This is a genomic window from Kitasatospora sp. NPDC048540 (genome assembly GCF_040651175.1).
GTDB lineage: Bacteria > Actinomycetota > Actinomycetes > Streptomycetales > Streptomycetaceae > Kitasatospora.
In genome coordinates this window covers 13392-36082 of sequence record NZ_JBEZIR010000027.1, presented here as the reverse complement: position 1 = coordinate 36082, position 22691 = coordinate 13392, and the positions used below count along the sequence as shown (strand labels likewise).

The window sequence follows — 22691 nt, the reverse complement described above, 5'->3', positions numbered from 1 at the left end:
CGCTCATGAGATGTCCAGAGCTGAGGTGGTTTCTCACTCCTGTGAGTGACCTCGGTTATCCACAGGCCCTGGTTATCCACAGGAAATAGCTCCACCCTGGCCGTGTCGGCCCCCCTCCGGCAACCTCCTGCCTCGGAGGTGACTGCCGTGCAGAAGAGTGGCAACAACGGCCTCGGCCGGTACGGGGAAGAGGTCGCGGCCCGCTGGCTGACCCAGGGCGGCCTGCGGATCCTGGAGCGGAACTGGCGCTGCGCCGAGGGCGAGCTCGACATCGTCGCGTTGGACGGGGACACACTCGCCGTGTGCGAGGTGAAGACCCGCTCCGAGCGCGGCTTCCAGAGCCCGACCCAGGCCATCGACCAGGCGAAAGCCGACCGCTTGCGCCGCCTGGCCGAGCGATGGCTCGACGAGCGTTGGCCGATCCACTTCGATCGACTGGTCCGAGCAGTGCCGACGGGCCGGCCCGGGGCGGATGCCCCCGGGACTGATCCCCCCGGGACCGAACGTGCAGGCCCCGCAGTGACGGACATCCCTCGGCCGGCGCCGGAGGAACCGACGTCCGGTGATGCGCCCGACCCGCCGGGCCAGCCGGCGAAGGCCTCGGGCCGGTCCAGGAAGCCTCGCAAGCGCAGCAGCCCCGCCAGGCCCACGGGAGGGCGGACCGCGGCGGCAGCCGCCTCGCCCGCCCCGGGGCCGGTCCAGACCCTCCTCGCGCCCGTGCCGCCCGGCGGCGTACGGATCGACCTGGTCGCCGTGGTCAACCGGTTCAAGGGCGCAGCGCAGGTCGAGCACCTGCGAGGGGCGATCTGAGATGGCGTTCGCACGCACCTGCTCCGTCGCGCTGGTCGGTGTGGACGGGGTCGTCGTAGAAGTCCAGGCCGACCTCGAACCGGGCGTCGCCGCGTTCGCCTTGGTCGGGCTGCCGGACAAGGCACTCAGCGAGGCCCGCGACCGGGTCCGGGCAGCAGTGGTCAACAGTGGCGAGGCCTGGCCGCAGCGCAAGCTCACGGTCGGCCTCAGCCCGGCATCGGTGCCGAAGGGCGGCAGCGGGTTCGATCTGGCTGTCGCCTGCGCGGTCCTGGCAGCGGCCGAGCGGCTCCCCCCGGAGACGATCGCGGACCTGCTGATCATCGGTGAGCTCGGTCTGGACGGGAAGGTCCGACCGGTCCGTGGTGTCCTGCCGGCCGTGTTGGCCGCCGCCGATGCCGGCTACCGCCAGATCGTCGTGGCCGAGCAGACCGCCGCAGAGGCTTCCCTCGTGCCGGGTGTCACGGTGCTCGGTGTCCGCAGCCTGCGTCAGCTGATCGCGGTGCTCTCGGGTGCACCACCGCCGGACGAGGCACCCGGCATCGCCGCAGGCCAGCCGGACCCGATGCTGGCGGGCCTCCTCCTCCCCGGCATCGGAGTGCGAGATCCGGGCGGCGTGAGGGAGGTGGTGCCCGACCTCGCCGATGTGGCCGGGCAGTACGAGGCTCGCAGAGCACTCGAGATCGCGGCCGCCGGAGGCCACCACCTGTACCTGAAGGGGCCGCCGGGAGCCGGAAAGACGATGCTGGCCGAGCGGCTCCCGGGCCTGCTTCCCCCACTGACCCAGGCCGAGGCACTGGAGGTCACTGCCGTGCACTCGGTGGCCGGATTGCTGCCACCGGGCCGCCCACTCATCGCAAGGGCGCCGTACTGCGCGCCGCACCACTCTGCCACGATGCCGGCGATCGTCGGAGGAGGCAGCGGACTTCCGAGGCCGGGCGCCGTCTCTCTCGCTCACCGAGGGGTGCTCTTCCTCGATGAGGCGCCCGAGTTCTCCGTGCGTACCCTCGACGCGCTGCGCCAGCCCCTGGAGTCGGGGGAAGTGATGATCGCCCGATCGGCGGGCTCCATGCGGTTGCCCGCGCGGTTCCTGCTCTGCCTCGCGGCGAACCCGTGCCCTTGCGGCCGCCACTCGATGCGGGGCGGCGGCTGCGAGTGCACGCCTTCGATGGTCAACCGCTACCAGGCGAGGCTCTCGGGCCCGCTGCTGGACCGGGTCGACCTGCAGGTCCAGGTGGCGTCCGTGACCCGCGCGGAGTTGCTCGGCGCCGACAGCCCTGCGGAGAGCACCCGCGCAGTGGCGGCGCGGGTCGCGCAGGCCCGGGCACGGGCAGCGGCCCGCCTCGTGGACACGCCGTGGCGTACCAATGCTGAGGTCCCCGGCTACGAGCTGCGCAGCCGGTGGCGGGTGGCGCCCGGTGCGCTCGCGGACGCCGAACGGGACCTGGAGCGAGGACTGCTCACAGCCCGAGGCCTCGACCGGGTGCTCCGGGTGGCCTGGACGGTCGCCGACCTCGCCGGCCGAAACCGACCCGGCCGGCTCGACGTTCGGACGGCGCTGATGCTGCGCACCGGGGTGCAACGAGGGCTCCCGCTGGCGGACCGGGTGAGCCATGGACCCGGCGATCCCGACACCGACCTGGGAAGCGAGAGCTGAGCCACTGAGCCGTCCTTCGTCGGCCGAGGCTCGCTCCCGGCCTGGCCGGAACCCCCAGTTGGCGGACCTGCTGTCGTCCCCGATCTGTCAGGAGGCAAGGTGAACACAGAGGCGGAGAGCTCGGAAACGGGGCGCCCCCGCAAGTCCACAGACCACAGCACAGCCGCAGCCGAGGCGGCGGTGACCCGACCGATGGACCCGGACCACGAACCGGAAAGTGAGGTGATGACCGAGCCCGGCTGCGAGACGACCACCGGGCCGGAGATGGGCCGGCCACCCGATGCCGCCCGGCTAAGCGCGGACCAGGAACGCCGAGCGCGTGCCGCCCTCACCCGGCTCATCGAGCCCGGTGACCCAGTGATCGGACGGTGGCTCGCGAGGATGAGTGCCGTCGCGTTGATGGGGATTATCAGCGGGCGGTCCGACCCCGCTCCGATCGGTCCCATCGATTCCCGGGGAGCACGACTGTCCGCGTACAGGGCGCGGCTTCCGTCCGTCGATCCTGACGCCGACCTGGATCGGGTGGCTGTCGCCGGTGGACGGTTCATCATTCCGGGCGACTCGGAGTGGCCGTCCCAGTTGAACGACCTCGGTGAAGCCCGCCCTGTCGGCCTCTGGGTACGAGGGACCGGATCGTTGCGTCTGCTGGCCCTGCGCTCCGTTGCGGTAGTCGGCGCACGGGCCTGCACCGCTTACGGTGCGCATGTGGCGGGGGAGATCTCCGCGCAGCTCGCCGAGCGAGGCTGGGTGATCGTCTCCGGCGCCGCGTACGGCATCGACGCAGCTGCGCACCGCGGCGCGCTCGCGGGCGGGGGGATCACCATAGGAGTGCTCGCCTGTGGTGTCGACGTGGCCTACCCCTCCGGCAACAGCCAGCTGATCCGCAACATCGCGGAACAGGGCGTCCTGCTCAGCGAACTGCCACCCGGAGAGCACCCCACCCGCTTCCGCTTCGTGCTGCGGAACCGAGTGATCGCCGCGCTGACCCGCGGCACCGTGGTGGTCGAAGCGGCGGTCCGCAGCGGCGCGCTGAGCACGGCGCGGCGCGCCCGGGATCTCAACCGGCACACGATGGGTGTGGCCGGTCCGGTCACCTCCGAACTCTCCGCAGGCGTCCACGCCCTGATCCGCAGTGGTGCCGCCACCTTGGTCACCGACGCGGCCGAGATCGGGGAGCTGATCGGATCAATGGGTGAGGACCTTGCGCCGATCGGTTCCGGGCCGGTGCTGCCCCGAGACCTCCTTGAGCCGCCCGCGGCCCAGGTGCTCGATGCCGTGCCCGCGAGCGCCGACGGCAGCCCAGTCGAGGGCCTCGCCCGTCGGACCGGGCTGTCCACGGACGAAGTCCTCCAACGGTTGTACGAGCTGAGCTCGCTCGGCCACGTCGAGCGACACGGCGCGCACTGGAGGCTGGTACGAAGACGCTGACAGGCGCCGGGCCGACCGGACGCGACCGCGTAACCGCGCCGCAGCGGTCGCGCAGTGCCCGGTCGGCCGGCGCGTCGTTGTGTCTCTGTGCGCCGTGACAACGAACAGGCCACGCCCACCCGTCCGGATCCGCCACCGGATCGAGGGACGACCGAGTGGCGGTAGCACAATGCAGTGATGCGATCACGCTACGCTCGCATCTGGCTTCCCCATCAGCACAGGACTCGGCAGAACGGCGCAAACCAACGCATGCCCACACACCGCCCCGGACACCGGGTGCCCGCTGACGCTCGGCCCTCGGAAGGGACGGTGGCCGAAACGCGCCCCACGGCCGAGCAGCAGCCGAAGGCCCCGGCGGTACTGGGGCTGGCTCGCCAGGTCGTCCGTCCCCCGGGCCCGCAGGGCATGGCTGCCAGTCGCCCCACTGGGCCGGACCAGATGGCGGGACGCCATGCCGTGGTCAGACCGGACCCGGTGTCTCAAGCGTCCGAGGCTTCCGGTCTGTCCAAGGCCTCCGGTTCGGGGGCCGATCTGCCCGGTGCCCCACCAGTGAGCAGGGCGCGTGTCACTCCGCAGTCAGGACCAGCGGCCGGCCCTCCCCGGCCCGCGCCCGCGCCCTCACCCACGTCCACACCCTCACCTCCGCCCGCGCCGGGGTCCCACAAGGGCTCCGAGGACGCACCGCAGTCACCACATCCGGCTGCTCCGGCTCCCCCCGCTGCTCCGTCCCCAACCCTCGCCTCAACCCCTGCCTCAACCCCTGCCCCGACACCGACACCGGCATCGGCACCGGCATCGGCACCGGCATCGACACCGGCGCTCGGGCAGCAGGCCCGGTCGCGTTCAGCCGCGGAATCCTCGGCCTCCGTAGATCCGGTGCTTCCGGGGACACCACCCCAGCCGTTGCCGTTGGTGTCCCAATCGGTGTCTCAACCGGTGCCGCAGCAGACGCCCCAGCCGCCGCCCCAGTCCGTGCTGCCCGAGTCGGCGCCGCCGCAGGCTCCCACGGGCAAGGCCAAGTCCCTCCCCGTGGCGGCCGAGCGGAGCGCGCTGGAGAAGCTGTGGCGCACGTACAAGGAGAGCGCCGACCCTCGGCTGCGTGAGCAACTGATCCTGCACTACTCACCCTTGGTCAAGTACGTGGCCGGCCGGGTCAGCGTGGGACTGCCTGCCAACGTGGAGCAGGCGGACTTCGTCTCCTCGGGTGTGTTCGGGCTGATCGATGCGATCGAGAAGTTCGACATCGACCGGGCGATCAAGTTCGAGACGTATGCCATCAGCCGGATCCGCGGCGCGATCATCGACGAGCTGAGAGCGCTGGACTGGATCCCGAGATCCGTCCGGCAGAAGGCCAAGGCGGTCGAGCGGACCTATGCCACCTTGGAAGCGAGGCTGCGTCGTACACCGCACGAGCCCGAGGTGGCCGCCGAGATGGGTATCACGCTGGATGATCTGCGTACGATCTTCAGCCAGCTCTCGCTCGCCAACGTCGTGGCCCTGGACGAGTTGCTCCACCCGGCAGGCGAGGCCGGTGACCGGCTCAGCCTGGTGGACACGTTGGAAGACACCGGGGCCGACAACCCGGTGGAGGTCGCGGAGGACCGCGAGCTGCGGCGCCTGCTGGCGACAGCAGTCAACACGCTCCCCGAGCGGGAGAAGACGGTGGTGACGCTCTACTACTACGAGGGGCTGACCCTGGCCGAGATCGGTCAGGTCCTCGGCGTAACGGAGAGCCGGGTGAGCCAGATCCACACCAAGTCCGTGCTCCAGCTGCGCGCCAAGCTCTCCGACATGCGGTGACGTCGGGCCGACGGTGCTCGGCCGGGCCGGAAGTGCGCGGCACCGTACCGGGAGCGGGCCGGGCTTCGTAGAGTTGTAGCGTGCCGAAGATCCGAGCGGCGACGGTGGCCGCGCATCGCCAGTTGCAACGAGCAGCCCTCCTGGACGCTGCGCGCTCCCTGCTGACCGAGGGCGGGGGAGAGGCCCTGACCTTTCCGGCGCTCGCCGCCCGGACGGGGCTCGCCCGCTCGTCGGTGTACGAGTACTTCCGCTCGCGTGCCGCCGTGATCGAGGCGCTGTGCGAGGAGGACCTGCCGCTCTGGGCGGCCGAGATCGAGGCGGGCATGGCGGCCTGCGATACGGCGGAGGCCCGGGTCGAGGCGTACGTCCGAGGCCAGTTGGCGCTCGCCGCTGACCCCCGGCACCGCGCCGTGGTGGCCATCTCCGAGCTGGAACTGGACGATGCCTCACGTGAGCGGATCCGGGCTGCCCACACCGGGGTGGTGCGGCTGGTGCTGCAGGCACTGGAGGAACTCGGGCACGCTCAGCCGAAGCTTGCCGCGGCCCTGCTCCAGGGTGTGGTCGAGGCGGCGGTGCGCCAGCAGGAACGGATGGCGGCGGGCGCCTGTCCGGCGACGGCCGGCTCCGAGTGCGCGGAATCCGAGGTTGCGGATGCAGCTGTGTCCCTCGCGCTGCGAGGCTTGACCGCAGGCTGAGCCGGGTCCGGGGCCGATCCTCCGGCGGCAGTCGGCGTCGCCGCGAAGGCCCAGGCGCAGGTCGTCAGCCCGTGGCGGACCCGGGTGCCGGTGTCGGTGGGGCCTTCAGCGGTAGCAGGCGGGCCCGGCCCGCACCGAACAGTGCCAGTGGATCGAGATAGCGGTCGCCGCGCAGCAGACCCCAGTGCACGCAGACCGCTGGGCAGTGGCCCTCCGCACCGCCCGCGGCCGCATCGGCCACCGTGCCGATGACCTCGCCCGCCGACACCGCCGTTCCGACCGGCACCGTGCCGGATACCGGAAGGTATGTCGTCCGCAGCGGCGGGTTACCCGAGCCGGGATGCTGCAGGGTGACCACCGGGCGGCCTGCCACCATCCCCGAGAACGCCACCACGCCGGGCGCCGCAGCGCGTACCGCCACCCCGGTGGTCGCGTCGAGGTCGACGCCGCGATGCCCGGCAGTCCACGGGGCCGAGGGCGCGTCGAAGCCCCGGAGCAGGCCCGACCGCCCGCCGACCGGCCATGCGCGCCCGGACCCGGTCGCCCCGAGCGGGACCACCCCCGTGGGAACCACCCCCGCCGCGACCCACCCGAGCGCCATCCACCCGGGCACCACCGGCCCGCGCGTCAACGGTCCGAGCGCCACCGCTCCGGCCCGGGGTGCCGTTAGGTCGGGGGAGCGGTCCAGGACCGCACGGGTAGTCCGAGGCTGTCCCGGGAGGGCCAGCACTGCGGCGGTCAGTAACAGCGCCACCAAGGCTGCCCGCCAACGCCGGTCGGGCGCGGGCGGCGGCATCGGCGGGCGGGTGCCTGTGGTCGGGGCGAGGGCGGGCGTGAGCAGGGTGCCGGTCATGGAGCGAGCTTCCCGACAGCTGGATGTTCTGCACAGACCCACCCCGATTCCTGTGGACAACCCCGGCCTGTGGATAACTCGCGTCCCCCACTCGGGTGAAGGTGCCCGGTCCCCACGATCAAGCGCCCGCCCCACCCGGCCCGCCCCACCGCCACGACAGCCGCACACCCCACCCCGCCCCATCCCACCCCAACCCGCAGCGCTCGCCGCCAGCCGCCCACCCTCATCGCACCCCCCGCTGCCCTCCCCCCGCCGCCCCGCGAATCGGCCGGGGTCGCTCCTGACTCGGCGCTTCCCGTACACTTCACACGCGACCCGGTCCGCCGGGTCGACTTCGCACGCCCCGCCACCGGTGGAGCAGCCGGTCCCGCGAGGGGGCGGCGAGGCCCCTCCGGTGCGAGTGCCGCTCGGTCCCCCGAGTCTGCGCAGCCAGTGCTTCCCGGCCCGTCAGGGCCGTGATCGCCGGCCTCCGGCCCCACGGCCGCCGCGCTGACGGAGGTGGCACGGCACGTTCGGGGCGTCAGGCGTGGCGGTCACCCGACCGGCACGGACAAACCGAGACCGACCCGGCGCAGAGTCCGCACCGTACGAGCCTTCCGGCGAGCACGGGTGGACGAGCCGGGCGCAACACCTGAGGAGCACGGCCATGGCCGTCGTCACGATGCGGGAGCTGCTGGAGAGCGGCGTCCACTTCGGTCACCAGACCCGTCGTTGGAACCCGAAGATGAAGCGTTTCATCTTCACGGAGCGCAACGGCATCTACATCATCGACCTCCTGCAGTCGCTGAACTACATCGACCGCGCCTTCGAGTTCGTCAAGGAGACCGTTGCCCACGGCGGCAGCATCCTCTTCGTCGGCACCAAGAAGCAGGCCCAGGAGGCCATCGCCGAGCAGGCCGCGCGCGTGGGCATGCCCTACGTCAACCAGCGCTGGCTCGGCGGCATGCTGACCAACTTCTCGACCGTCTACAAGCGCCTGCAGCGCCTCAAGGAGCTCGGCGAGATCGACTTCACGGATGTGGCCGGTTCCGGCCTCACCAAGAAGGAGCTCCTGGTCCTCCAGCGCGAGTACGACAAGCTGGAGAAGACCCTCGGTGGTATCCGCGACATGCAGCGCGTGCCCAGCGCCGTCTGGATCGTGGACACCAAGAAGGAGCACATCGCGGTCGGCGAGGCTCGCAAGCTGAACATCCCGGTCGTCGCGATCCTCGACACCAACTGCGACCCCGACGAGGTCGACTACAAGATCCCGGGCAACGACGACGCGATCCGCTCCGTCACCCTGCTGACCCGCGTGATCGCCGACGCCGTCGCCGAGGGCCTGAAGTCCCGCGCCGGTGTCGCCAAGGGCGACGCCAAGGCCGAGCCGGGTGCCGACCAGCCGCTGGCCGACTGGGAGAAGGACATCCTCGAGGGCCAGAAGGCCGACGAGGCCCCCGCCGCCGATGAGGCTCCGGCCGCCGCCGAGGCCGAGGCGCCCGCCGCCGACGAGGCTCCGGTTGCCGAGGCTCCGGCCGCCGAGGCCGAGCAGGCCTGACGTACCACAGGGTGAGGGGCGCCCACCGGGTACGTAGCCGGTAGGCGCCCCTTTCTCCCGTGCCGGGGCCGAACCAGCGGCCTCGGCACCATCCCACGCTGACACGCGAGACGTGAGAAGAGATCACACCATGGCGAACTTCACCGCCGCGGACGTCAAGAAGCTCCGTGAGCTCACCGGCGCCGGCATGATGGACTGCAAGAAGGCTCTGGACGAGGCCGAGGGCAACGTCGACAAGGCCGTCGAGCTGCTCCGCATCAAGGGCCAGAAGGGCGTTGCCAAGCGCGAGGGCCGCGACGCCTCCAACGGCGCGCTGTCGCTGGTCCTGGAGGGCGGCAACTCCGGTGTCCTGCTCGAGCTGAACTGCGAGACCGACTTCGTCGCCAAGGGCGAGAAGTTCGTCGAGGTCGCCGACACGCTGGCCAAGCACGTCGCCGTCAGCAAGCCGGCCGACGTCGAGGCCGCGCTCGCCACCGAGATCGAGCCGGGCAAGACCGTCCAGCAGTTCGTGGACGAGGCCAACGCCAACCTGGGCGAGAAGATCGTTTTCAAGCGCTTCGCCCAGTTCGACGGTGACGGCTTCGTCGCCGCCTACATGCACCGCACCTCCCCGGACCTGCCGCCGCAGGTCGGCGTCCTGGTCGAGCTCGACAAGGAGAACGCCGAGGTCGCCAAGGACATCGCGCAGCACATCGCCGCCTTCGCGCCGAAGTACCTCTCCCGCGAGGACATCCCGGCCGAGGACATCGAGAACGAGCGCCGCGTCGCCGAGGCCACCGCGCGCGAGGAGGGCAAGCCCGAGGCTGCCCTGCCGAAGATCGTCGAGGGCCGCGTGACCGGCTTCGTCAAGGAGAACTCGGTCCTCGAGCAGGCCTTCGCGAAGGACAACAAGAAGACCGTCGCCAAGGTCCTCGACGAGGCCGGCGTCACCCTCAAGCGCTTCGTCCGCTTCCGCGTCGGCGCCTGAGCCCTGTTCCCCCGCGCTTCCGACCTAAGGTAGGAGGCGCCGCCGCCCCACCGCGCGGGCGACAGGAACACGCCGATCAGGCTCTCCGGTACCCCTTGGGGGCCGCGTCGGCACCATGAACGACGAGGAGGCCATTGCCGTGCAGGACACCGTACCGGTTCCCGCGGCAGTGGCCTCCTCGCGTGTACCCGCAGCTTCGGGGACCGCACACCCGGCACTGTGAGCAGCACATGCAGCCCTGCGCATCAGCAGGCGGAGAAGGAGAGGCCCATGCACCAGACGCAGGAGACCGCGCAGGACGGCAGCCGTCGGCGGGTTCTGCTCAAGCTGTCCGGTGAGGCCTTCGCCGGTGGCGGCGGCCTCGGTGTCGACCCGGACGTCGTGCACGCGATCGCCCGGGAGATCGGCACGGTGGTCCGCTCGGGCACCGAGGTGGCCGTGGTGATCGGCGGCGGCAACTTCTTCCGGGGCGCCGAGCTCCAGGTCCGCGGCATGGACCGGGCCCGCTCCGACTACATGGGCATGCTCGGCACCGTGATGAACTGCCTGGCGCTCCAGGACTTCCTGATCAAGGAAGGCATCGAGACCCGCGTGCAGACCGCGATCACCATGGGCCAGGTCGCGGAGCCCTACCTCCCGCTGCGCGCCGTGCGGCACCTGGAGAAGGGCCGCGTGGTCATCTTCGGCGCCGGTATGGGCATGCCGTACTTCTCCACCGACACCACCGCCGTGCAGCGTGCGCTGGAGATCCACGCCGAGGTCCTGCTGATGGGCAAGAACGGCGTGGACGGGGTCTACGACGCCGACCCGCGGACCAACCCCTCGGCGGTCAAGTTCGACGCGCTGGACTACACCGAGGTGATCTCGCGCGATCTGAAGGTGGCGGACCTGACCGCGATCACGCTCTGCAAGGACAACAGCCTGCCGATGCTGGTGTTCGAGCTGTTGGCCGAGGGCAATATCGCCCGTGCGGTGAAGGGTGAGAAGATCGGCACACTCATCAGCCAGGATTCCGCCCGGGCCTGAGAAGCGATCAGCCGTCCGGGGCACCGGTACGGAACAACAGCAGATGAAGCGGACAGGGAGCACACAGTGATCGAAGAGACCCTCCTCGAGGCCGAGGAGAAGATGGAGAAGGCCGTCGCGGTCGCGAAGGACGACTTCGCCGCCATCCGCACCGGCCGCGCGCACCCGGCGATGTTCGCCAAGATCGTCGCGGAGTACTACGGCGCCATCACGCCCATCAACCAGCTGGCCTCCTTCGCCGTGCCGGAGCCGCGGATGGCGGTCGTCACGCCGTTCGACAAGAGCGCGCTGCGCAACATCGAGCAGGCCATCCGCGACTCGGACCTGGGCGTCAACCCGTCGAACGACGGCTCCATCATCCGGGTGGTGTTCCCGCAGCTGACCGAGGAGCGCCGCAAGGAGTACATCAAGGTCGCGCGCGGCAAGGGCGAGGACGCCAAGGTCTCCATCCGCTCGATCCGCCGCAAGGCCAAGGACGCCATCGACAAGCTGGTCAAGGACGGCGAGATCGGCGAGGACGACGGCCGTCGCGGCGAGAAGGAGCTCGACGACACCACGGCGAAGTACGTGGCCCAGATCGACGAGCTGCTCAAGCACAAGGAAGCCGAACTGCTCGAGGTCTGACGGGAGACGCGCCCCCGCATCCCCGGCCTCCGGGGCGGGGGCGCTCCCCGCGGAACCCATCGGCACAGCACCTCCGCACCCGCCGCTGCGGGTGGCCCCGACCCCGGTGCCCGGCCCTCGCCGGTCCGGCGGACCGAACGGGTCACTCGCAGCGCACTGCGGTGTACCAAGGGGGCACTGCGGCGCAGACTCAGTTCATGCCCTCTGTCCAGGAGACACCCGTGGCACAGCCCGACCAGCAGCCCCCCAAGCCGCGAGGCGGCCGCAACCTGCCAGCTGCGATAGGCGTGGGCGTCGGCCTCGGCGCGGTCATCGCCGCCTCGCTCTTCGTGGTGAAGGCGTTCTTCCTGGTGGTGGTCGCCGCCGCGATCGGGGTCGGGGTCTGGGAGCTGACCAGCCGGCTGGCGGAGCGCAAGGAGGTCCACGTCCCGCGGATCCCGCTGCTGGTCGGCAGCGTGGCGATGGTGGTCACCGGCTACTTCGCGGGGGTCCAGTGGGCCGCCGCCGTGCTCGCGCTGACCGGGCTCGCGGTGATGGTCTGGCGGATGAGCACGCCGCCGGAGAACTACCTGCGCGACATAACGGCAGGCATCTTCACCGCCTTCTACGTGCCGTTCCTGGCCACCTTCGTGGCGCTGATGCTGGCCTCGGACGACGGCTCCTGGCGGATCCTGCTCTTCCTGATCGTCACCATCTGCAGCGACACCGGCGCCTACGCGGTCGGCTACAAGTTCGGCCGCAACAAGCTCGCCCCGACCATCAGCCCCGGCAAGACCCGCGAGGGACTGGCCGGCGGCATCGGGCTGTCGATGGTGGCCGGCGCGCTGGTCATGCAGTACCTGATCGACGGCGGCAGCTGGTGGCAGGGCCTGATCCTCGGCGGCTGCGCGGCGGTCACCGCGACGCTGGGCGACCTCGCCGAGTCGATGATCAAGCGGGACCTGGGCATCAAGGACATGGGCACCCTGCTCCCCGGCCACGGCGGCATCATGGACCGCCTGGACTCGCTGCTGCCGACGGCCCCGGTGGTCTGGCTGCTGCTCACGGCCTTCGTCGGCAGCTGAGCCGGCCCCGCAGCCCCGCCTCCCGCAGCGCCTCTCCGCGCCGCCCGCACAGCCGCACACGAGCCCCGGACGCCCGCCGTCCGGGGCTCGACTTTTCAGCCCGCCGCCGGCGCGCCCGGTCCGCCGCGTTCCCGAGATCCCCGCCCAGGCGCACCTCGCGGCGCGCCTGTACGCCGGGTTGTCGGCGCTCGTGGCGGTCATGTGGCTGGCGGGATGGTGGCGGCTGAGGTCCGGCCGCCGTTGGGCGTGGGTGACGGCGCTGGTGTCGGTCCTGGTCGCACTCCCGGGGACGGCGTCGGCATCGGCGGTGCCGGGCCGGTGGAAGCTGCCGGTCCTGGTCGGATTCCTGGTGATGCCCGTTCTCGGCCTGGTAACGGCGGACGGCGGTACCGGGCCCTCCGGGGGCCGAGGGGTCGACCGAGGGTTCGACCGGAGGGCGACCGGTGATGACGGACGATCGCCGGACCGACGGCTCCGGCCCCAAGCGGGACACGGACCAGCGTCGGCGATCTGCGACACTGGACGGACCATGCCTAAGCCCGGAGAACTGACCTTCGTCGCGCCGCGCGGCGCCAAGCCCCCGCGACACCTCGCCGACCTCAGCCCCGCCGAGCGCAAGGAGGCCGTCGCCGAGCTGGGCGAGCAGCCGTTCCGCGCCAAGCAGCTGTCCAACCACTACTTCGGCCGGATGTCGAACGACCCGGAGAGCTGGACGGACATCCCCGCCGGGAGCCGCCAGAAGCTCACCGAGAGCCTGCTGCCGGACCTGATGTCGGTGGTGCGGCACGTCTCCTGCGACGACGACACCACCCGCAAGACGCTCTGGAAGCTCTTCGACGGCACCCTGGTCGAGTCGGTGCTGATGCGCTACCCGGACCGGGTGACCATGTGCATCAGCTCGCAGGCCGGCTGCGGCATGAACTGCCCGTTCTGCGCCACCGGCCAGGCCGGGCTGACCCGCAACCTGTCCACCGCGGAGATCGTCGAACAGATCGCGGCCGGGATGCGCGCGCTGAAGGACGGCGAGATCCCCGGCGGTGAGGCCCGGCTGTCCAACGTGGTCTTCATGGGCATGGGCGAGCCGCTGGCCAACTACAACCGGGTGCTGGCCTCGATCCGCCGGCTCACCGACCCGGCGCCGGACGGCTTCGGCCTCTCCCAGCGCGGTATCACCGTCTCCACCGTCGGCCTGGTCCCGGCCATGAACCGGCTGGCGGACGAGGGCCTCAGCTGCCGGCTGGCGCTGTCGCTGCACGCCCCGGACGACGAGCTGCGCGACGAGCTGGTGCCGGTCAACACCCGCTGGAAGGTCGCCGAGGTGCTGGACGCGGCCTGGAACTACGCGGAGAAGTCCGGGCGGCGGATCTCCATCGAGTACGCGCTGATCAAGGACATCAACGACCAGGCCTGGCGCGCCGACCTGCTCGGCCGGCTGATCAAGAACCACCGGGTGCACGTCAACCTGATCCCGCTGAACCCGACGCCGGGCTCCAAGTGGACGGCCTCCCGCCCGGAGGACGAGCGCGAGTTCGTGCGTCGGCTCCAGGCCCACGGCGTGCCGACCACCGTCCGCGACACCCGCGGCCAGGAGATCGACGGGGCCTGCGGCCAGCTGGCCGCGGCCGGCTGACGGAGCGGGAAGACCGCGATCCGACGACAGGACCCGGTCCACTGCCCCACGGGGCGGCGGGCCGGGTTCTGTCGTCGGATCACCGGGTCGTCAGGTGGTCAGCGCGCCGGCCGCGAGCAGGGCGGTCAGGCCGCCGGTCGCCAGCAGGACCGTTCCGGCGGCCACCGTGCGCAGCGCCACCGCGCCGACCAGCAGGCCGGGGGCGGTGCCGAGCCGGAGCAGATCGCCGGTCACCTCGCGGCGGGCCGCCCGGATCTCGATCAGCCGGAAGACCACCGCCACCGCGGCGCAGCCCACCAGCAGAACGCCCTCGGCGGCGGGCAGCATCTCGGCGGTGCCGGGGTGGCCGGTCCACTGCCGGGCGGCGGTGAGCACCACGGCCAGCGTCAGCGCCAGGACGGCGAGCGGGGCGCCCAGCCGGTCCGCCTGGGCGGTGAGCCCGCGGCCGGCCAGCAGCCGCAGCGGGGTGGGCCGGCCGAGCGCGAGCAGCCTTCCGGTCAGCGCGAGCAGCGGGGCGGTGAGGACGGCCACCCCGGCGGCGGCCAGCGACCAGCCGACGAGCAGCGCCGCGCTGGCGGAGCCGAGGCCAGCCGGAAGGTCGATCGGCCGGCCGTCCTGGGCGGCGCCGGGGCGCAGCCCGTACAGCTCCAGGGCGAGGCCGATGACGGCGAGGCCGAGCGGCAGGGCGATGCGCAGCGGGTGGAACGACGGCAGGGCGCTCTCGGCGGGCCGGCCCGGCAGCCGTTCGGTGGCGTCGACGGCGCCCGCGGCGGCCAGGCCGCCGGCCAGCGGCACCAGGGCGAGCAGGGTGACCGGTGCGGCGGCCGGCAGCGGGGTGCCCATGCCGAGGTCGGCGGCGAGCGAGGCGTCGGCGATGTCGTTGCGCAGGACCAGGAAGGCCAGCAGGGCGCAGCCGCTGCCGACGACGCAGGCGAGCGCGGTCTCGCCGGCGATCAGTGCGCGGATCCGCCGGGTGCCGGCTCCCGCCGCGGTGAGCCCGGCGATGCGTTCGGGGCGCTGGGCGGGCAGTGCGCGGGCGGTGACGGCGGCGAGCCAGGCCACCGCGGCCATCGGCGGCAGGCACCACAGCAGCCGGGGGAGGGAGGCCCCGCCGGGGTCGCCGAGTGCGCGGCCGAGCGCGCGCAGCAGGAAGGCGGCGAGCACCGCGGCGGCGGCCGCGGTGAGCAGCCAGCGGCCGAGGTCGAGTGCGCGGTAGCCGCGGGCCAGTCTGAGGTAGAGCACGGCTGCCCCCTCAGTGCCCGGCCGGGACCGCGGAGGCGCCGCGCGGCGCGACCGCCGTGATGGGTCCGGTGAGCCGGCCGTCGACGAGGGTGACCGTGCGGTCGGCGTAGCGGGCCAGTTCCGGGTCGTGGGTGGCGAGCACCAGGGTGAGGCGATGGGAGCGGGCGGCGCTGGCGAGTATCCGCAGCACCTGGTCCTGGGCGTCGCGGTGCAGGGGCGCGGTGGGCTCGTCGGCGAAGACCACGGTCGGCAGCGGGGCCAGGGCGCGGGCGACCGCGATCCGCTGGCGCTGGCTCTGCAGGAGTTCGGCGGGCCGCCGGGCGGCACAGTCGCCGACGTCCAGGCGCTCCAGCCATTCGCCCGCGGCGCCGTGGGCGGCCTTGTGGCCGGCGCCGGCGAGCAGCAGCGGCAGGGCGACGTTCTCGCGGGCCGTCAGCTCCGGTACCAGGTGCGGCTCTGAGCCGACGAAGCCGAAGCGTTCCCGGCGCAGCCGTTCGCGGCCGGCCCGGGAGAGGGTGTGCACCGGTCCGCTGTTGAACCAGACCTCGCCCTCCTCGACCGGGAGCAGCGCGGACAGGCAGCCGAGCAGGGTGCTCTTGCCGGAGCCGCGGGGGCCGGTGACGGCGAACACCTCGCCCTCCCGGACGCCGAGCGAGACGCCGCGCAGGGCGGGGGTGCCGTGGTGGGACTTGACGATCCCCCGGGCCCACAGCACGTCGTTGTCAGGCGGGGCCGCTGACATGAGGTTCCATCCTGATGGCTGCGCAGGGATATGACAGTCGTCAGATTAGAACGACCGGGACGCTCCGTGGTTGCGGCACACTGGCCCATCCAGGGGCAAAAGGTGCCTATCCGGCGTGTTGGGGCCGGAAATCGCCGCAGACCCGCACCACAGAGTCCGGTGATCCGGGTCCCGCGGCGGAAGACACCGCAGGGCGGTCCCGGAGGCCGGGACCGCCCTGGCGGCGGAGGGTGGGCGGAAGGTCAGAGCTTGGCCCACGCGTCGGTGAGGCTGGTCCGCAGGATCTGCTCGATCTCGTCGAAGGTCGACTGGTTCGAGATCAGCGGCGGCGCCAGCTGGACGACCGGGTCGCCACGGTCGTCGGCGCGGCAGTACAGGCCGTTGTCGAAGAGGGCCTTCGACAGGAAGCCGTAGAGCACGCGCTCGACCTCGTCGTCGTTGAACGACTCCTTGGTGACCTTGTCCTTGACCAGCTCGATGCCGTAGAAGTACCCGTTGCCGCGGACGTCGCCGACGATCGGCAGGTCGCGCAGCTTGTTCAGGGTGCCCAGGAACGCGGACTCGTTGTCCAGGACGTGCTGGTTCAGGCCCTCGCGCTCGAAGATGTCGAGGTTGGCCAGCGCCACCGCGGAGGAGACCGGGTGGCCGCCGAAGGTGTAGCCGTGCAGGAAGGTGTTGTCACCCTTGTAGAACGGCTCCGCCAGGCGGTCCGAGATGATCGTGGCGCCGATCGGGGAGTAGCCCGAGGTCATGCCCTTGGCGCAGGTGATCATGTCGGGCTGGTAGCCGAACTTGTCGGCGCCGAACATGGTGCCCAGGCGGCCGAAGGCGCAGATGACCTCGTCCGAGACCAGCAGCACGTCGTGGCGGTCGCAGATCTCGCGCAGGCGCTGGAAGTACCCGGGCGGCGGCGGGAAGCAGCCGCCGGCGTTCTGCACCGGCTCGACGAAGACGGCGGCGACGGTGTCGGCGCCCTCGTTGAGGATGGCCACCTCGATCTCGTCCGCGCACCAGCGGCCGTAGGCCTCCGGGTCCACCGTGCCGTCGGGGCCGGCCAGGAAGGCCGGGGCGCGGTAGATGTTGGTGTTCGGGGCCTTGTGGGTGCCCGGCACCAGCGGCTCGAACGGGGCCTTCAGGCCCGGCAGGCCGGTGATCGACAGGGCGCCCTGGGGGGTGCCGTGGTAGGCGACGGCGCGCGAGATGACCTTGTACTTGGTCGGCTTGCCGGTCAGCTTGAAGTACTGCTTGGCGAGCTTCCAGGCGGTCTCGACGGCCTCGCCGCCACCGGTGGAGAAGAAGACCTTGTTCAGGTCGCCCGGGGCATAGTTGGCCAGGCGCTCGGCCAGCTCGACGGCCTTGGGGTGGGCGTAGCTCCACACCGGGAAGAAGGCGAGCTCCTTGGCCTGCTTGGCGGCGGCCTCGGCCAGCTCCTCGCGGCCGTGGCCGGCCTGCACCACGAACAGGCCGGCCAGGCCGTCGAGGTACTTCTTGCCCTTGTCGTCAAAGACGTAGGTGCCCTCGCCGCGCACGATGGTCGGCACGGGGGAGTTCTCGTACGACGACATGCGGGTGAAGTGCATCCACAGGTGGTCGTAGGCGGTCTTCGAAAGGTCCTTCTGTGCCGGGTCGGCGCTCATCGGGTGCCCCAGGTGTAGGTCTGTTTCCGGAGCTTCAGATAAACGAAGCTCTCGGTGCTCCGCACGCCGGGAAGGGCGCGGATGCGCTTGTTGATCAGTTCGAGCAGGTGCTCGTCGTCCTCGCAGACCAGCTCGGCCAGCAGGTCGAACGAGCCTGCGGTGCAGACCACGTAGTCGACCTCGTCGAGGGCGGCCAGCGCGTCGGCGACGGGTTCGATGTCGCCTTCGATCCGGATGCCGACCATCGCCTGACGGGTGAATCCGACGGTGAGCGGGTCCGTGACGGCGACGATCTGCATCACGCCTTGATCGAGCAGCTTCTGGACCCGCTGGCGCACGGCCGCCTCGGACAGGCCGACGGCCTTGCCGATGGCGGCGTACGGGCGGCGCCCGTCCTCCTGGAGCTGCTCGATGATCGCCTTGGAGGCGGCGTCGAGGGGAACGCTGGCGTTCCGGTCGCGGTTGGCCACGTCGCCACTGTGCCTGATCGGCCGCGGTCGTGCAACCCCATGCGCTGCTGATTTCGTCGCTGTTTCGGAAAAACGGTGCGGATTGCGTCGTACTTGCTCGAAAGGCCTGCCGATAACGCCAGCTCTCGCGGTAGCCTGGGGTGGTACACGCGGAGGCGTGAACACGTCCAAAAGGGAACACCGGACCTGCCGTTTCGTCAGGTCCGCCCCGCGCGGCGCCGGAGTACCCTGGCGCCGGAACTGCAACGCCGCAGGCCAGACCGTAGGAGAGACCCGTGAGCGAGCTTCGTACGCTGCGCAACTACATCAACGGTGAGTTCGTCGATGCGGCTGACGGCCGCACGCTCGACGTGATCGACCCGACCACCGGCGAGGCGTACGCGACGTCGCCGCTGTCCGGTGCGGCCGACGTCGACGCGGCGATGGCCTCCGCCGACGCCGCGTTCCCGGCCTGGCGCGACGCCACCCCGAGCACCCGGCAGAAGCTGCTGCTGAAGATCGCCGACGCGGTCGAGGCGCGCGCCGACGAGATCGTGGACGCCGAGTGTCGCAACACCGGCAAGCCGCGCGGGCTGACCCTCTCCGAGGAGATCGGCCCGATGGTCGACCAGCTGCGCTTCTTCGCCGGTGCGGCCCGCCTGCTGGAGGGCAAGGCCGCGGGCGAGTACATGGACGGCATGACCTCGATCGTGCGCCGTGAGCCGGTCGGCGTCTGCGCCCAGGTCGCCCCCTGGAACTACCCGATGATGATGGCCGTGTGGAAGTTCGCCCCGGCCATCGCCGCGGGCAACACCGTGGTCCTCAAGCCGTCCGACACCACCCCGGCCTCCACCGTGCTGCTGGCGGAGATCATCGGCGGCGTGCTGCGCGACCTCGACCTGCCGGCCGGCGTCTTCAACGTGATCTGCGGCGACCGCGAGACCGGCCGCCTGATGGTCGAGCACTCCACCCCGGCGATGGCCTCCATCACCGGCTCGGTCCGCGCGGGCATCCAGGTCGCCGAGTCGGCGGCCAAGGACGTCAAGCGGGTCCACCTGGAGCTCGGCGGCAAGGCCCCGGTCGTGGTCTTCGAGGACGCCGACATCGCCGAGGCCGTCGAGGGCATCTCGGTGGCGGGCTACTTCAACGCCGGCCAGGACTGCACCGCCGCCACCCGGGTGCTGGTCCACGAGTCGATCCACGACGCCTTCGTCGAGGCGCTGGCCAAGGCCGCGGCCGAGACCAAGACCGGCGGCATCGACGACGAGGACGTGCTCTACGGCCCCCTCAACAACGCCAACCAGCTGAAGCAGGTCTCCGGCTTCATCGAGCGCCTCCCGGCCCACGCCAAGGTCGAGGCCGGCGGCCACCGGGTCGGCGACAAGGGCTACTTCTACGCGGCCACCGTCGTCTCCGGCCTGACCCAGGACGACGAGATCATCCAGAACGAGGTCTTCGGCCCGGTCATCACCGTGCAGAAGTTCTCCGACGAGGACCAGGCCGTCGGTTACGCCAACGGGGTGGACTACGCCCTGGCGTCCTCGGTGTGGACCAAGGACCACGCCCGCGCCATGCGGATGTCGCGCCGCCTGGACTTCGGCTGCGTCTGGATCAACACCCACATCCCGCTGGTCGCCGAGATGCCGCACGGCGGTTTCAAGAAGTCCGGCTACGGCAAGGACCTCTCCTCGTACGGCTTCGAGGACTACACCCGGGTCAAGCACGTGATGACGGCCATCTGACCCGGCCGCCGGCACGCTCCACGGGCGCGGGGCCCGCGGCCGTCCACCCTCCCGGGGGTGACGGCCGCGGGCCCCGCGCCCGTTCGCGTGTCTCCTGTCAGGATGTCGGCCGACGCGCCGACCGCCTGACAAGATGCATCTGCAGGTCGCGGGCGGGCTTCCCTAGGCTTTCCCCATGAGCATCCCCACTGCTGACTCGGCTGCCGGGCAGGCCGTCAAGGCCGCCGACCGCGCGCACGTCTTCCACTCGTGGTCCGCCCAGGCGCTGATCGACCCCCTCGCGGTGGCCGGCGCCGAGGGTTCCTACTTCTGGGACTACGACGGCAACCGCTACCTGGACTTCTCCTCGCAGCTGGTGAACACCAACATCGGCCACCAGCACCCCAAGGTGGTCGCGGCCATCCAGGAGCAGGCGGCGAAGCTCTGCACCATCGCGCCCGGTTTCGCGCAGGAGTCCCGCAGCGAGGCCGCCCGGCTGATCGCCGAGCGCACCCCCGGGGACCTCGACAAGATCTTCTTCACCAACGGCGGCGCCGAGGCCAACGAGAACGCGATCCGGATGGCCCGGCTGCACACCGGCCGGCAGAAGGTGCTCTCCACCTACCGCTCGTACCACGGCGCCACCGCCAACGCGATCGCCCTCACCGGCGACCCGCGCCGCTGGGCCAACGAGACCGGCGTCTCCGGCATCGTCCACTTCTGGGGCCCCTACGCCTACCGCTCCAACTTCCACGCCGAGAACGAGGCACAGGAGTGCGAGCGCGCGCTGGCGCACCTGGAGCAGGTGATCGCCTTCGAGGGCCCGGCCACCGTCGCCGCGATCATCCTGGAGACCGTGGTCGGCACCGCCGGCATCCTGATCCCGCCGGCCGGCTACCTCGCCGGGGTCCGCGAGATCTGCGACCGCCACGGCATCGTCCTGATCCTCGACGAGGTGATGGCGGGCTTCGGCCGCACCGGCGAGTGGTTCGCCGCAGACCACTGGGGCATCACCCCGGACCTGCTGACCTTCGCCAAGGGCGTCAACTCCGGCTACGTCCCGCTGGGCGGCGTCGCGATCTCGGCCGAGATCGCCGCCACCTTCGCCGAGCGGCCCTTCCCCGGCGGCCTCACCTACTCCGGCCACCCGCTGGCCTGCGCCTCCGCGGTGGCCACCATCAACGCGATGGCCGAGGAGGGCATCGTGGAGAACGCCAAGCACATCGGCGAGCACGTGCTCGGCCCGGGCCTGCGGGAACTGGCGGAGCGTCACCCCTCGATCGGCGAGGTCCGCGGCCTCGGCGTGTTCTGGGCGCTCGACCTGGTCAAGGACCGCACCACCCGCGAGCCGCTGGTGCCGTACAACGCGGCGGGCGCCGCCAACGCGCCGATGGCCGAGCTGGCCGCCGCCTGCAAGCAGCGCGGCCTGTGGCCGTTCGTCAACATGAACCGCTTCCACGTGGTGCCGCCGTGCACCGTCACCGAGGAAGAGGCCAAGGCGGGCCTCGCCGCCCTCGACGAGGCGCTCACCGCGGCCGACGCGCACACCGTCTGACCCTCCCCACTCCGCACCGCGGCCCCGGGCAGCGCTGCCCGGGGCCGTCCCATGTCTGGAGAACCTCCCCCATGGTCACCACGCTCACCCGCCGCTCCGTGATCGGCGCCGCCGGACTGCTCGGCCTCGGCCCGCTCGCCGCCTGCGGCATCGCCCCCGCCTACGTGCCCGCCGACCGGCGCGCGGCACCGGACCGCTCGGAGCAGGACAACGCGCTCGTCTTCTCCAACTGGACCCAGTACATCGACGTCGACGACTCCGGGAACCGGCCCACGCTGGAGGGGTTCACCGAGCGGACCGGGATCGAGGTGGCCTACAGCGAGGACATCAACGACAACGACGAGTTCTTCGGCAAGGTCAGCCCGGTGCTCGCCCAGGGCGGCGACCCTGGCCGCGACCTGATGGTGATCAGCGACTGGATGGCGGCCCGCTACGTCTCGCTCGGCTGGGTGCAGTCGCTGGACAGGGCCAACCTGCCGAACGTCACCAGGTACCTCGACCCGCAGCTCGCCCACCCCGCCTTCGACCGCGACCGCGGCCACAGCGTGCCGTGGCAGTCCGGCATCACCGGCATCGCGTACAACCGCAAGGCGCTCGGCCGCGAGATCCGCAGCACCGCCGACCTGTGGGCACCCGATCTGAAGGGCCGGGTCACCCTGTTCGCCGGGATGGACGAGGCGCTCGGCCTGCTGATGCTCGCCCAGGGCGCCGACATCTCCGCCTTCACCGCCGACGACGCGCACCGCGCGATGGCCCAGGTGCAGAAGCTCGTCGACAGCCGCCACATCCGCCGCTTCACCGGCAACGACTACACCAGCGACCTGGCCTCCGGCGCGGCCGTCGCCTGCCAGGCCTACTCCGGCGACGCGATCCAGCTGCGCGCCGAGAACCCCGACATCGAGTTCGTGGTCCCCGAGGAGGGCGGCGAACTGTGGTCCGAGAGCCTGATGATCCCGGACCGGGCCGCCCACAAGCGCAACGCCGAGCTGCTGATCGACCACTACTACCAGCCCGAGGTGGCCGCCGAGCTCGCCGCCTTCGTCCAGTACATCTGCCCGGTGCCGGCCGCCCGCGAGGTGCTGGCCGGCAGTTCGGACGAGGAGACGGCCGCGCTCGCCGAGGAGCCGCTGATCTTCCCCACCGACGAGATGCGGGCCCGGCTGCACACCATGCGCGACGTCACCCCCGCCGAGCGGCCGGAGTTCCACCAGGTGTGGGGCCAGGTCGCCGGGGTGTGAGGCGCCCGGTGCGCCGCCG

18 protein-coding genes and 1 pseudogene are annotated in these 22691 nt (G+C 71.6%); 14 read left to right on the top strand and 5 right to left on the bottom strand.

Going from position 1 to position 22691, the window contains the following annotated elements:
* Positions 1-147 precede the first annotated feature (147 nt).
* The 5 genes and pseudogenes from AB0D08_RS13635 to AB0D08_RS13615 form a co-directional block, all read left to right on the top strand.
* Positions 148-447: pseudogene (locus AB0D08_RS13635) on the top strand (YraN family protein); the annotation flags it as partial.
* 364 nt (positions 448-811) lie between these two features.
* A complete protein-coding gene (locus AB0D08_RS13630; RefSeq protein WP_359888515.1) occupies positions 812-2464 on the top strand; it encodes a YifB family Mg chelatase-like AAA ATPase in 1653 nt (550 codons plus the stop codon).
* A 264-nt stretch (positions 2465-2728) separates the two neighbouring features.
* On the top strand, positions 2729-3892 hold the full coding sequence (gene dprA / locus AB0D08_RS13625) for a DNA-processing protein DprA (RefSeq protein WP_359888570.1): 1164 nt from the start codon (positions 2729-2731) through the stop codon (positions 3890-3892).
* 1029 nt (positions 3893-4921) lie between these two features.
* Entirely contained in the window at positions 4922-5692 is a 771-nt protein-coding gene (gene whiG / locus AB0D08_RS13620) for an RNA polymerase sigma factor WhiG (protein ID WP_051814044.1), read from the top strand.
* A 104-nt stretch (positions 5693-5796) separates the two neighbouring features.
* Positions 5797-6387, top strand: a complete 591-nt coding sequence (locus AB0D08_RS13615; protein ID WP_359888567.1) for a helix-turn-helix domain-containing protein — start codon at positions 5797-5799, stop codon at positions 6385-6387.
* Positions 6388-6451: 64 nt separating this feature from the next.
* Here the strand turns inward: AB0D08_RS13615 and AB0D08_RS13610 are convergent, their stop codons facing one another.
* Complete coding sequence (locus tag AB0D08_RS13610; protein ID WP_359888512.1) at positions 6452-6988, bottom strand: M23 family metallopeptidase; 537 nt, start codon at positions 6986-6988, stop codon at positions 6452-6454.
* A gap of 898 nt (positions 6989-7886) precedes the next feature.
* Between AB0D08_RS13610 and rpsB the strand changes: the two genes are divergently transcribed.
* The 6 genes from rpsB to rlmN all read left to right on the top strand — a co-directional run bounded on the left by rpsB (position 7887) and on the right by rlmN (position 14088).
* On the top strand, positions 7887-8777 hold the full coding sequence (gene rpsB / locus AB0D08_RS13605) for a 30S ribosomal protein S2 (RefSeq protein WP_033822812.1): 891 nt from the start codon (positions 7887-7889) through the stop codon (positions 8775-8777).
* Between the two features lie 130 nt (positions 8778-8907).
* Positions 8908-9744: a translation elongation factor Ts gene (gene tsf, locus AB0D08_RS13600; protein ID WP_033822811.1), complete on the top strand. Its 837-nt coding sequence runs from the start codon at positions 8908-8910 to the stop codon at positions 9742-9744.
* 270 nt (positions 9745-10014) lie between these two features.
* On the top strand, positions 10015-10770 hold the full coding sequence (gene pyrH / locus AB0D08_RS13595) for a UMP kinase (RefSeq protein ID WP_033822810.1): 756 nt from the start codon (positions 10015-10017) through the stop codon (positions 10768-10770).
* 66 nt (positions 10771-10836) lie between these two features.
* Positions 10837-11394 carry a ribosome recycling factor gene (gene frr / locus AB0D08_RS13590; protein ID WP_033822809.1) on the top strand — a complete coding sequence of 186 codons (558 nt, stop codon included), beginning with the start codon at positions 10837-10839 and terminating at the stop codon, positions 11392-11394.
* A 197-nt stretch (positions 11395-11591) separates the two neighbouring features.
* Complete coding sequence (locus AB0D08_RS13585) at positions 11592-12458, top strand: phosphatidate cytidylyltransferase (RefSeq protein ID WP_149038391.1); 867 nt, start codon at positions 11592-11594, stop codon at positions 12456-12458.
* Between the two features lie 529 nt (positions 12459-12987).
* A complete protein-coding gene (gene rlmN, locus AB0D08_RS13580) occupies positions 12988-14088 on the top strand; it encodes a 23S rRNA (adenine(2503)-C(2))-methyltransferase RlmN (RefSeq protein WP_033822807.1) in 1101 nt (366 codons plus the stop codon).
* A 90-nt stretch (positions 14089-14178) separates the two neighbouring features.
* On the opposite strand, the gene AB0D08_RS13575 is transcribed toward rlmN, so the two are convergent.
* The 4 genes from AB0D08_RS13575 to AB0D08_RS13560 form a co-directional block, all read right to left on the bottom strand.
* The gene (locus AB0D08_RS13575) at positions 14179-15330 is read right to left on the bottom strand and encodes a hypothetical protein (protein ID WP_359888508.1); all 1152 of its coding nucleotides are present in this window, start codon (positions 15328-15330) and stop codon (positions 14179-14181) included.
* Positions 15331-15340: 10 nt separating this feature from the next.
* The gene (locus AB0D08_RS13570; protein WP_033822806.1) at positions 15341-16072 is read right to left on the bottom strand and encodes an ATP-binding cassette domain-containing protein; all 732 of its coding nucleotides are present in this window, start codon (positions 16070-16072) and stop codon (positions 15341-15343) included.
* Positions 16073-16314: 242 nt separating this feature from the next.
* Positions 16315-17709 (bottom strand): aspartate aminotransferase family protein, encoded by a 1395-nt coding sequence (locus AB0D08_RS13565; RefSeq protein ID WP_033822805.1) that lies wholly within the window; start codon positions 17707-17709, stop codon positions 16315-16317.
* Positions 17706-18179 carry an Lrp/AsnC family transcriptional regulator gene (locus AB0D08_RS13560; RefSeq protein WP_033822804.1) on the bottom strand — a complete coding sequence of 158 codons (474 nt, stop codon included), beginning with the start codon at positions 18177-18179 and terminating at the stop codon, positions 17706-17708. Before AB0D08_RS13560 ends, AB0D08_RS13565 begins: the two co-directional genes overlap by 4 nt.
* A 275-nt stretch (positions 18180-18454) precedes the next feature.
* Between AB0D08_RS13560 and AB0D08_RS13555 the strand changes: the two genes are divergently transcribed.
* The 3 genes from AB0D08_RS13555 (at position 18455) to AB0D08_RS13545 (ending at position 22672) form a co-directional block, all read left to right on the top strand.
* Complete coding sequence (locus tag AB0D08_RS13555) at positions 18455-19900, top strand: gamma-aminobutyraldehyde dehydrogenase (RefSeq protein WP_359888504.1); 1446 nt, start codon at positions 18455-18457, stop codon at positions 19898-19900.
* A 175-nt stretch (positions 19901-20075) separates the two neighbouring features.
* Positions 20076-21434 (top strand): aspartate aminotransferase family protein, encoded by a 1359-nt coding sequence (locus AB0D08_RS13550; RefSeq protein ID WP_033822803.1) that lies wholly within the window; start codon positions 20076-20078, stop codon positions 21432-21434.
* 71 nt (positions 21435-21505) lie between these two features.
* Positions 21506-22672 carry a spermidine/putrescine ABC transporter substrate-binding protein gene (locus tag AB0D08_RS13545; protein ID WP_359888502.1) on the top strand — a complete coding sequence of 389 codons (1167 nt, stop codon included), beginning with the start codon at positions 21506-21508 and terminating at the stop codon, positions 22670-22672.
* The last annotated feature ends 19 nt before the right edge of the window (positions 22673-22691 follow it).

Excerpts from the sequence above, each read along its gene's own strand:
- AB0D08_RS13630 (WP_359888515.1), top strand. The coding sequence starts at position 812 with ATGGCGTTCGCACGCACCTGCTCCGTCGCGCTGGTCGGTGTGGACGGG.
- dprA (WP_359888570.1), top strand. The coding sequence starts at position 2,729 with ATGGGCCGGCCACCCGATGCCGCCCGGCTAAGCGCGGACCAGGAACGC.
- AB0D08_RS13610 (WP_359888512.1), bottom strand. The coding sequence starts at position 6,988 with ATGGCGCTCGGGTGGGTCGCGGCGGGGGTGGTTCCCACGGGGGTGGTC.
- rpsB (WP_033822812.1), top strand. The coding sequence starts at position 7,887 with ATGGCCGTCGTCACGATGCGGGAGCTGCTGGAGAGCGGCGTCCACTTC.
- tsf (WP_033822811.1), top strand. The coding sequence starts at position 8,908 with ATGGCGAACTTCACCGCCGCGGACGTCAAGAAGCTCCGTGAGCTCACC.
- pyrH (WP_033822810.1), top strand. The coding sequence starts at position 10,015 with ATGCACCAGACGCAGGAGACCGCGCAGGACGGCAGCCGTCGGCGGGTT.
- AB0D08_RS13585 (WP_149038391.1), top strand. The coding sequence starts at position 11,592 with ATGCCCTCTGTCCAGGAGACACCCGTGGCACAGCCCGACCAGCAGCCC.
- rlmN (WP_033822807.1), top strand. The coding sequence starts at position 12,988 with ATGCCTAAGCCCGGAGAACTGACCTTCGTCGCGCCGCGCGGCGCCAAG.
- AB0D08_RS13570 (WP_033822806.1), bottom strand. The coding sequence starts at position 16,072 with ATGTCAGCGGCCCCGCCTGACAACGACGTGCTGTGGGCCCGGGGGATC.
- AB0D08_RS13565 (WP_033822805.1), bottom strand. The coding sequence starts at position 17,709 with ATGAGCGCCGACCCGGCACAGAAGGACCTTTCGAAGACCGCCTACGAC.
- AB0D08_RS13550 (WP_033822803.1), top strand. The coding sequence starts at position 20,076 with ATGAGCATCCCCACTGCTGACTCGGCTGCCGGGCAGGCCGTCAAGGCC.
- AB0D08_RS13545 (WP_359888502.1), top strand. The coding sequence starts at position 21,506 with ATGGTCACCACGCTCACCCGCCGCTCCGTGATCGGCGCCGCCGGACTG.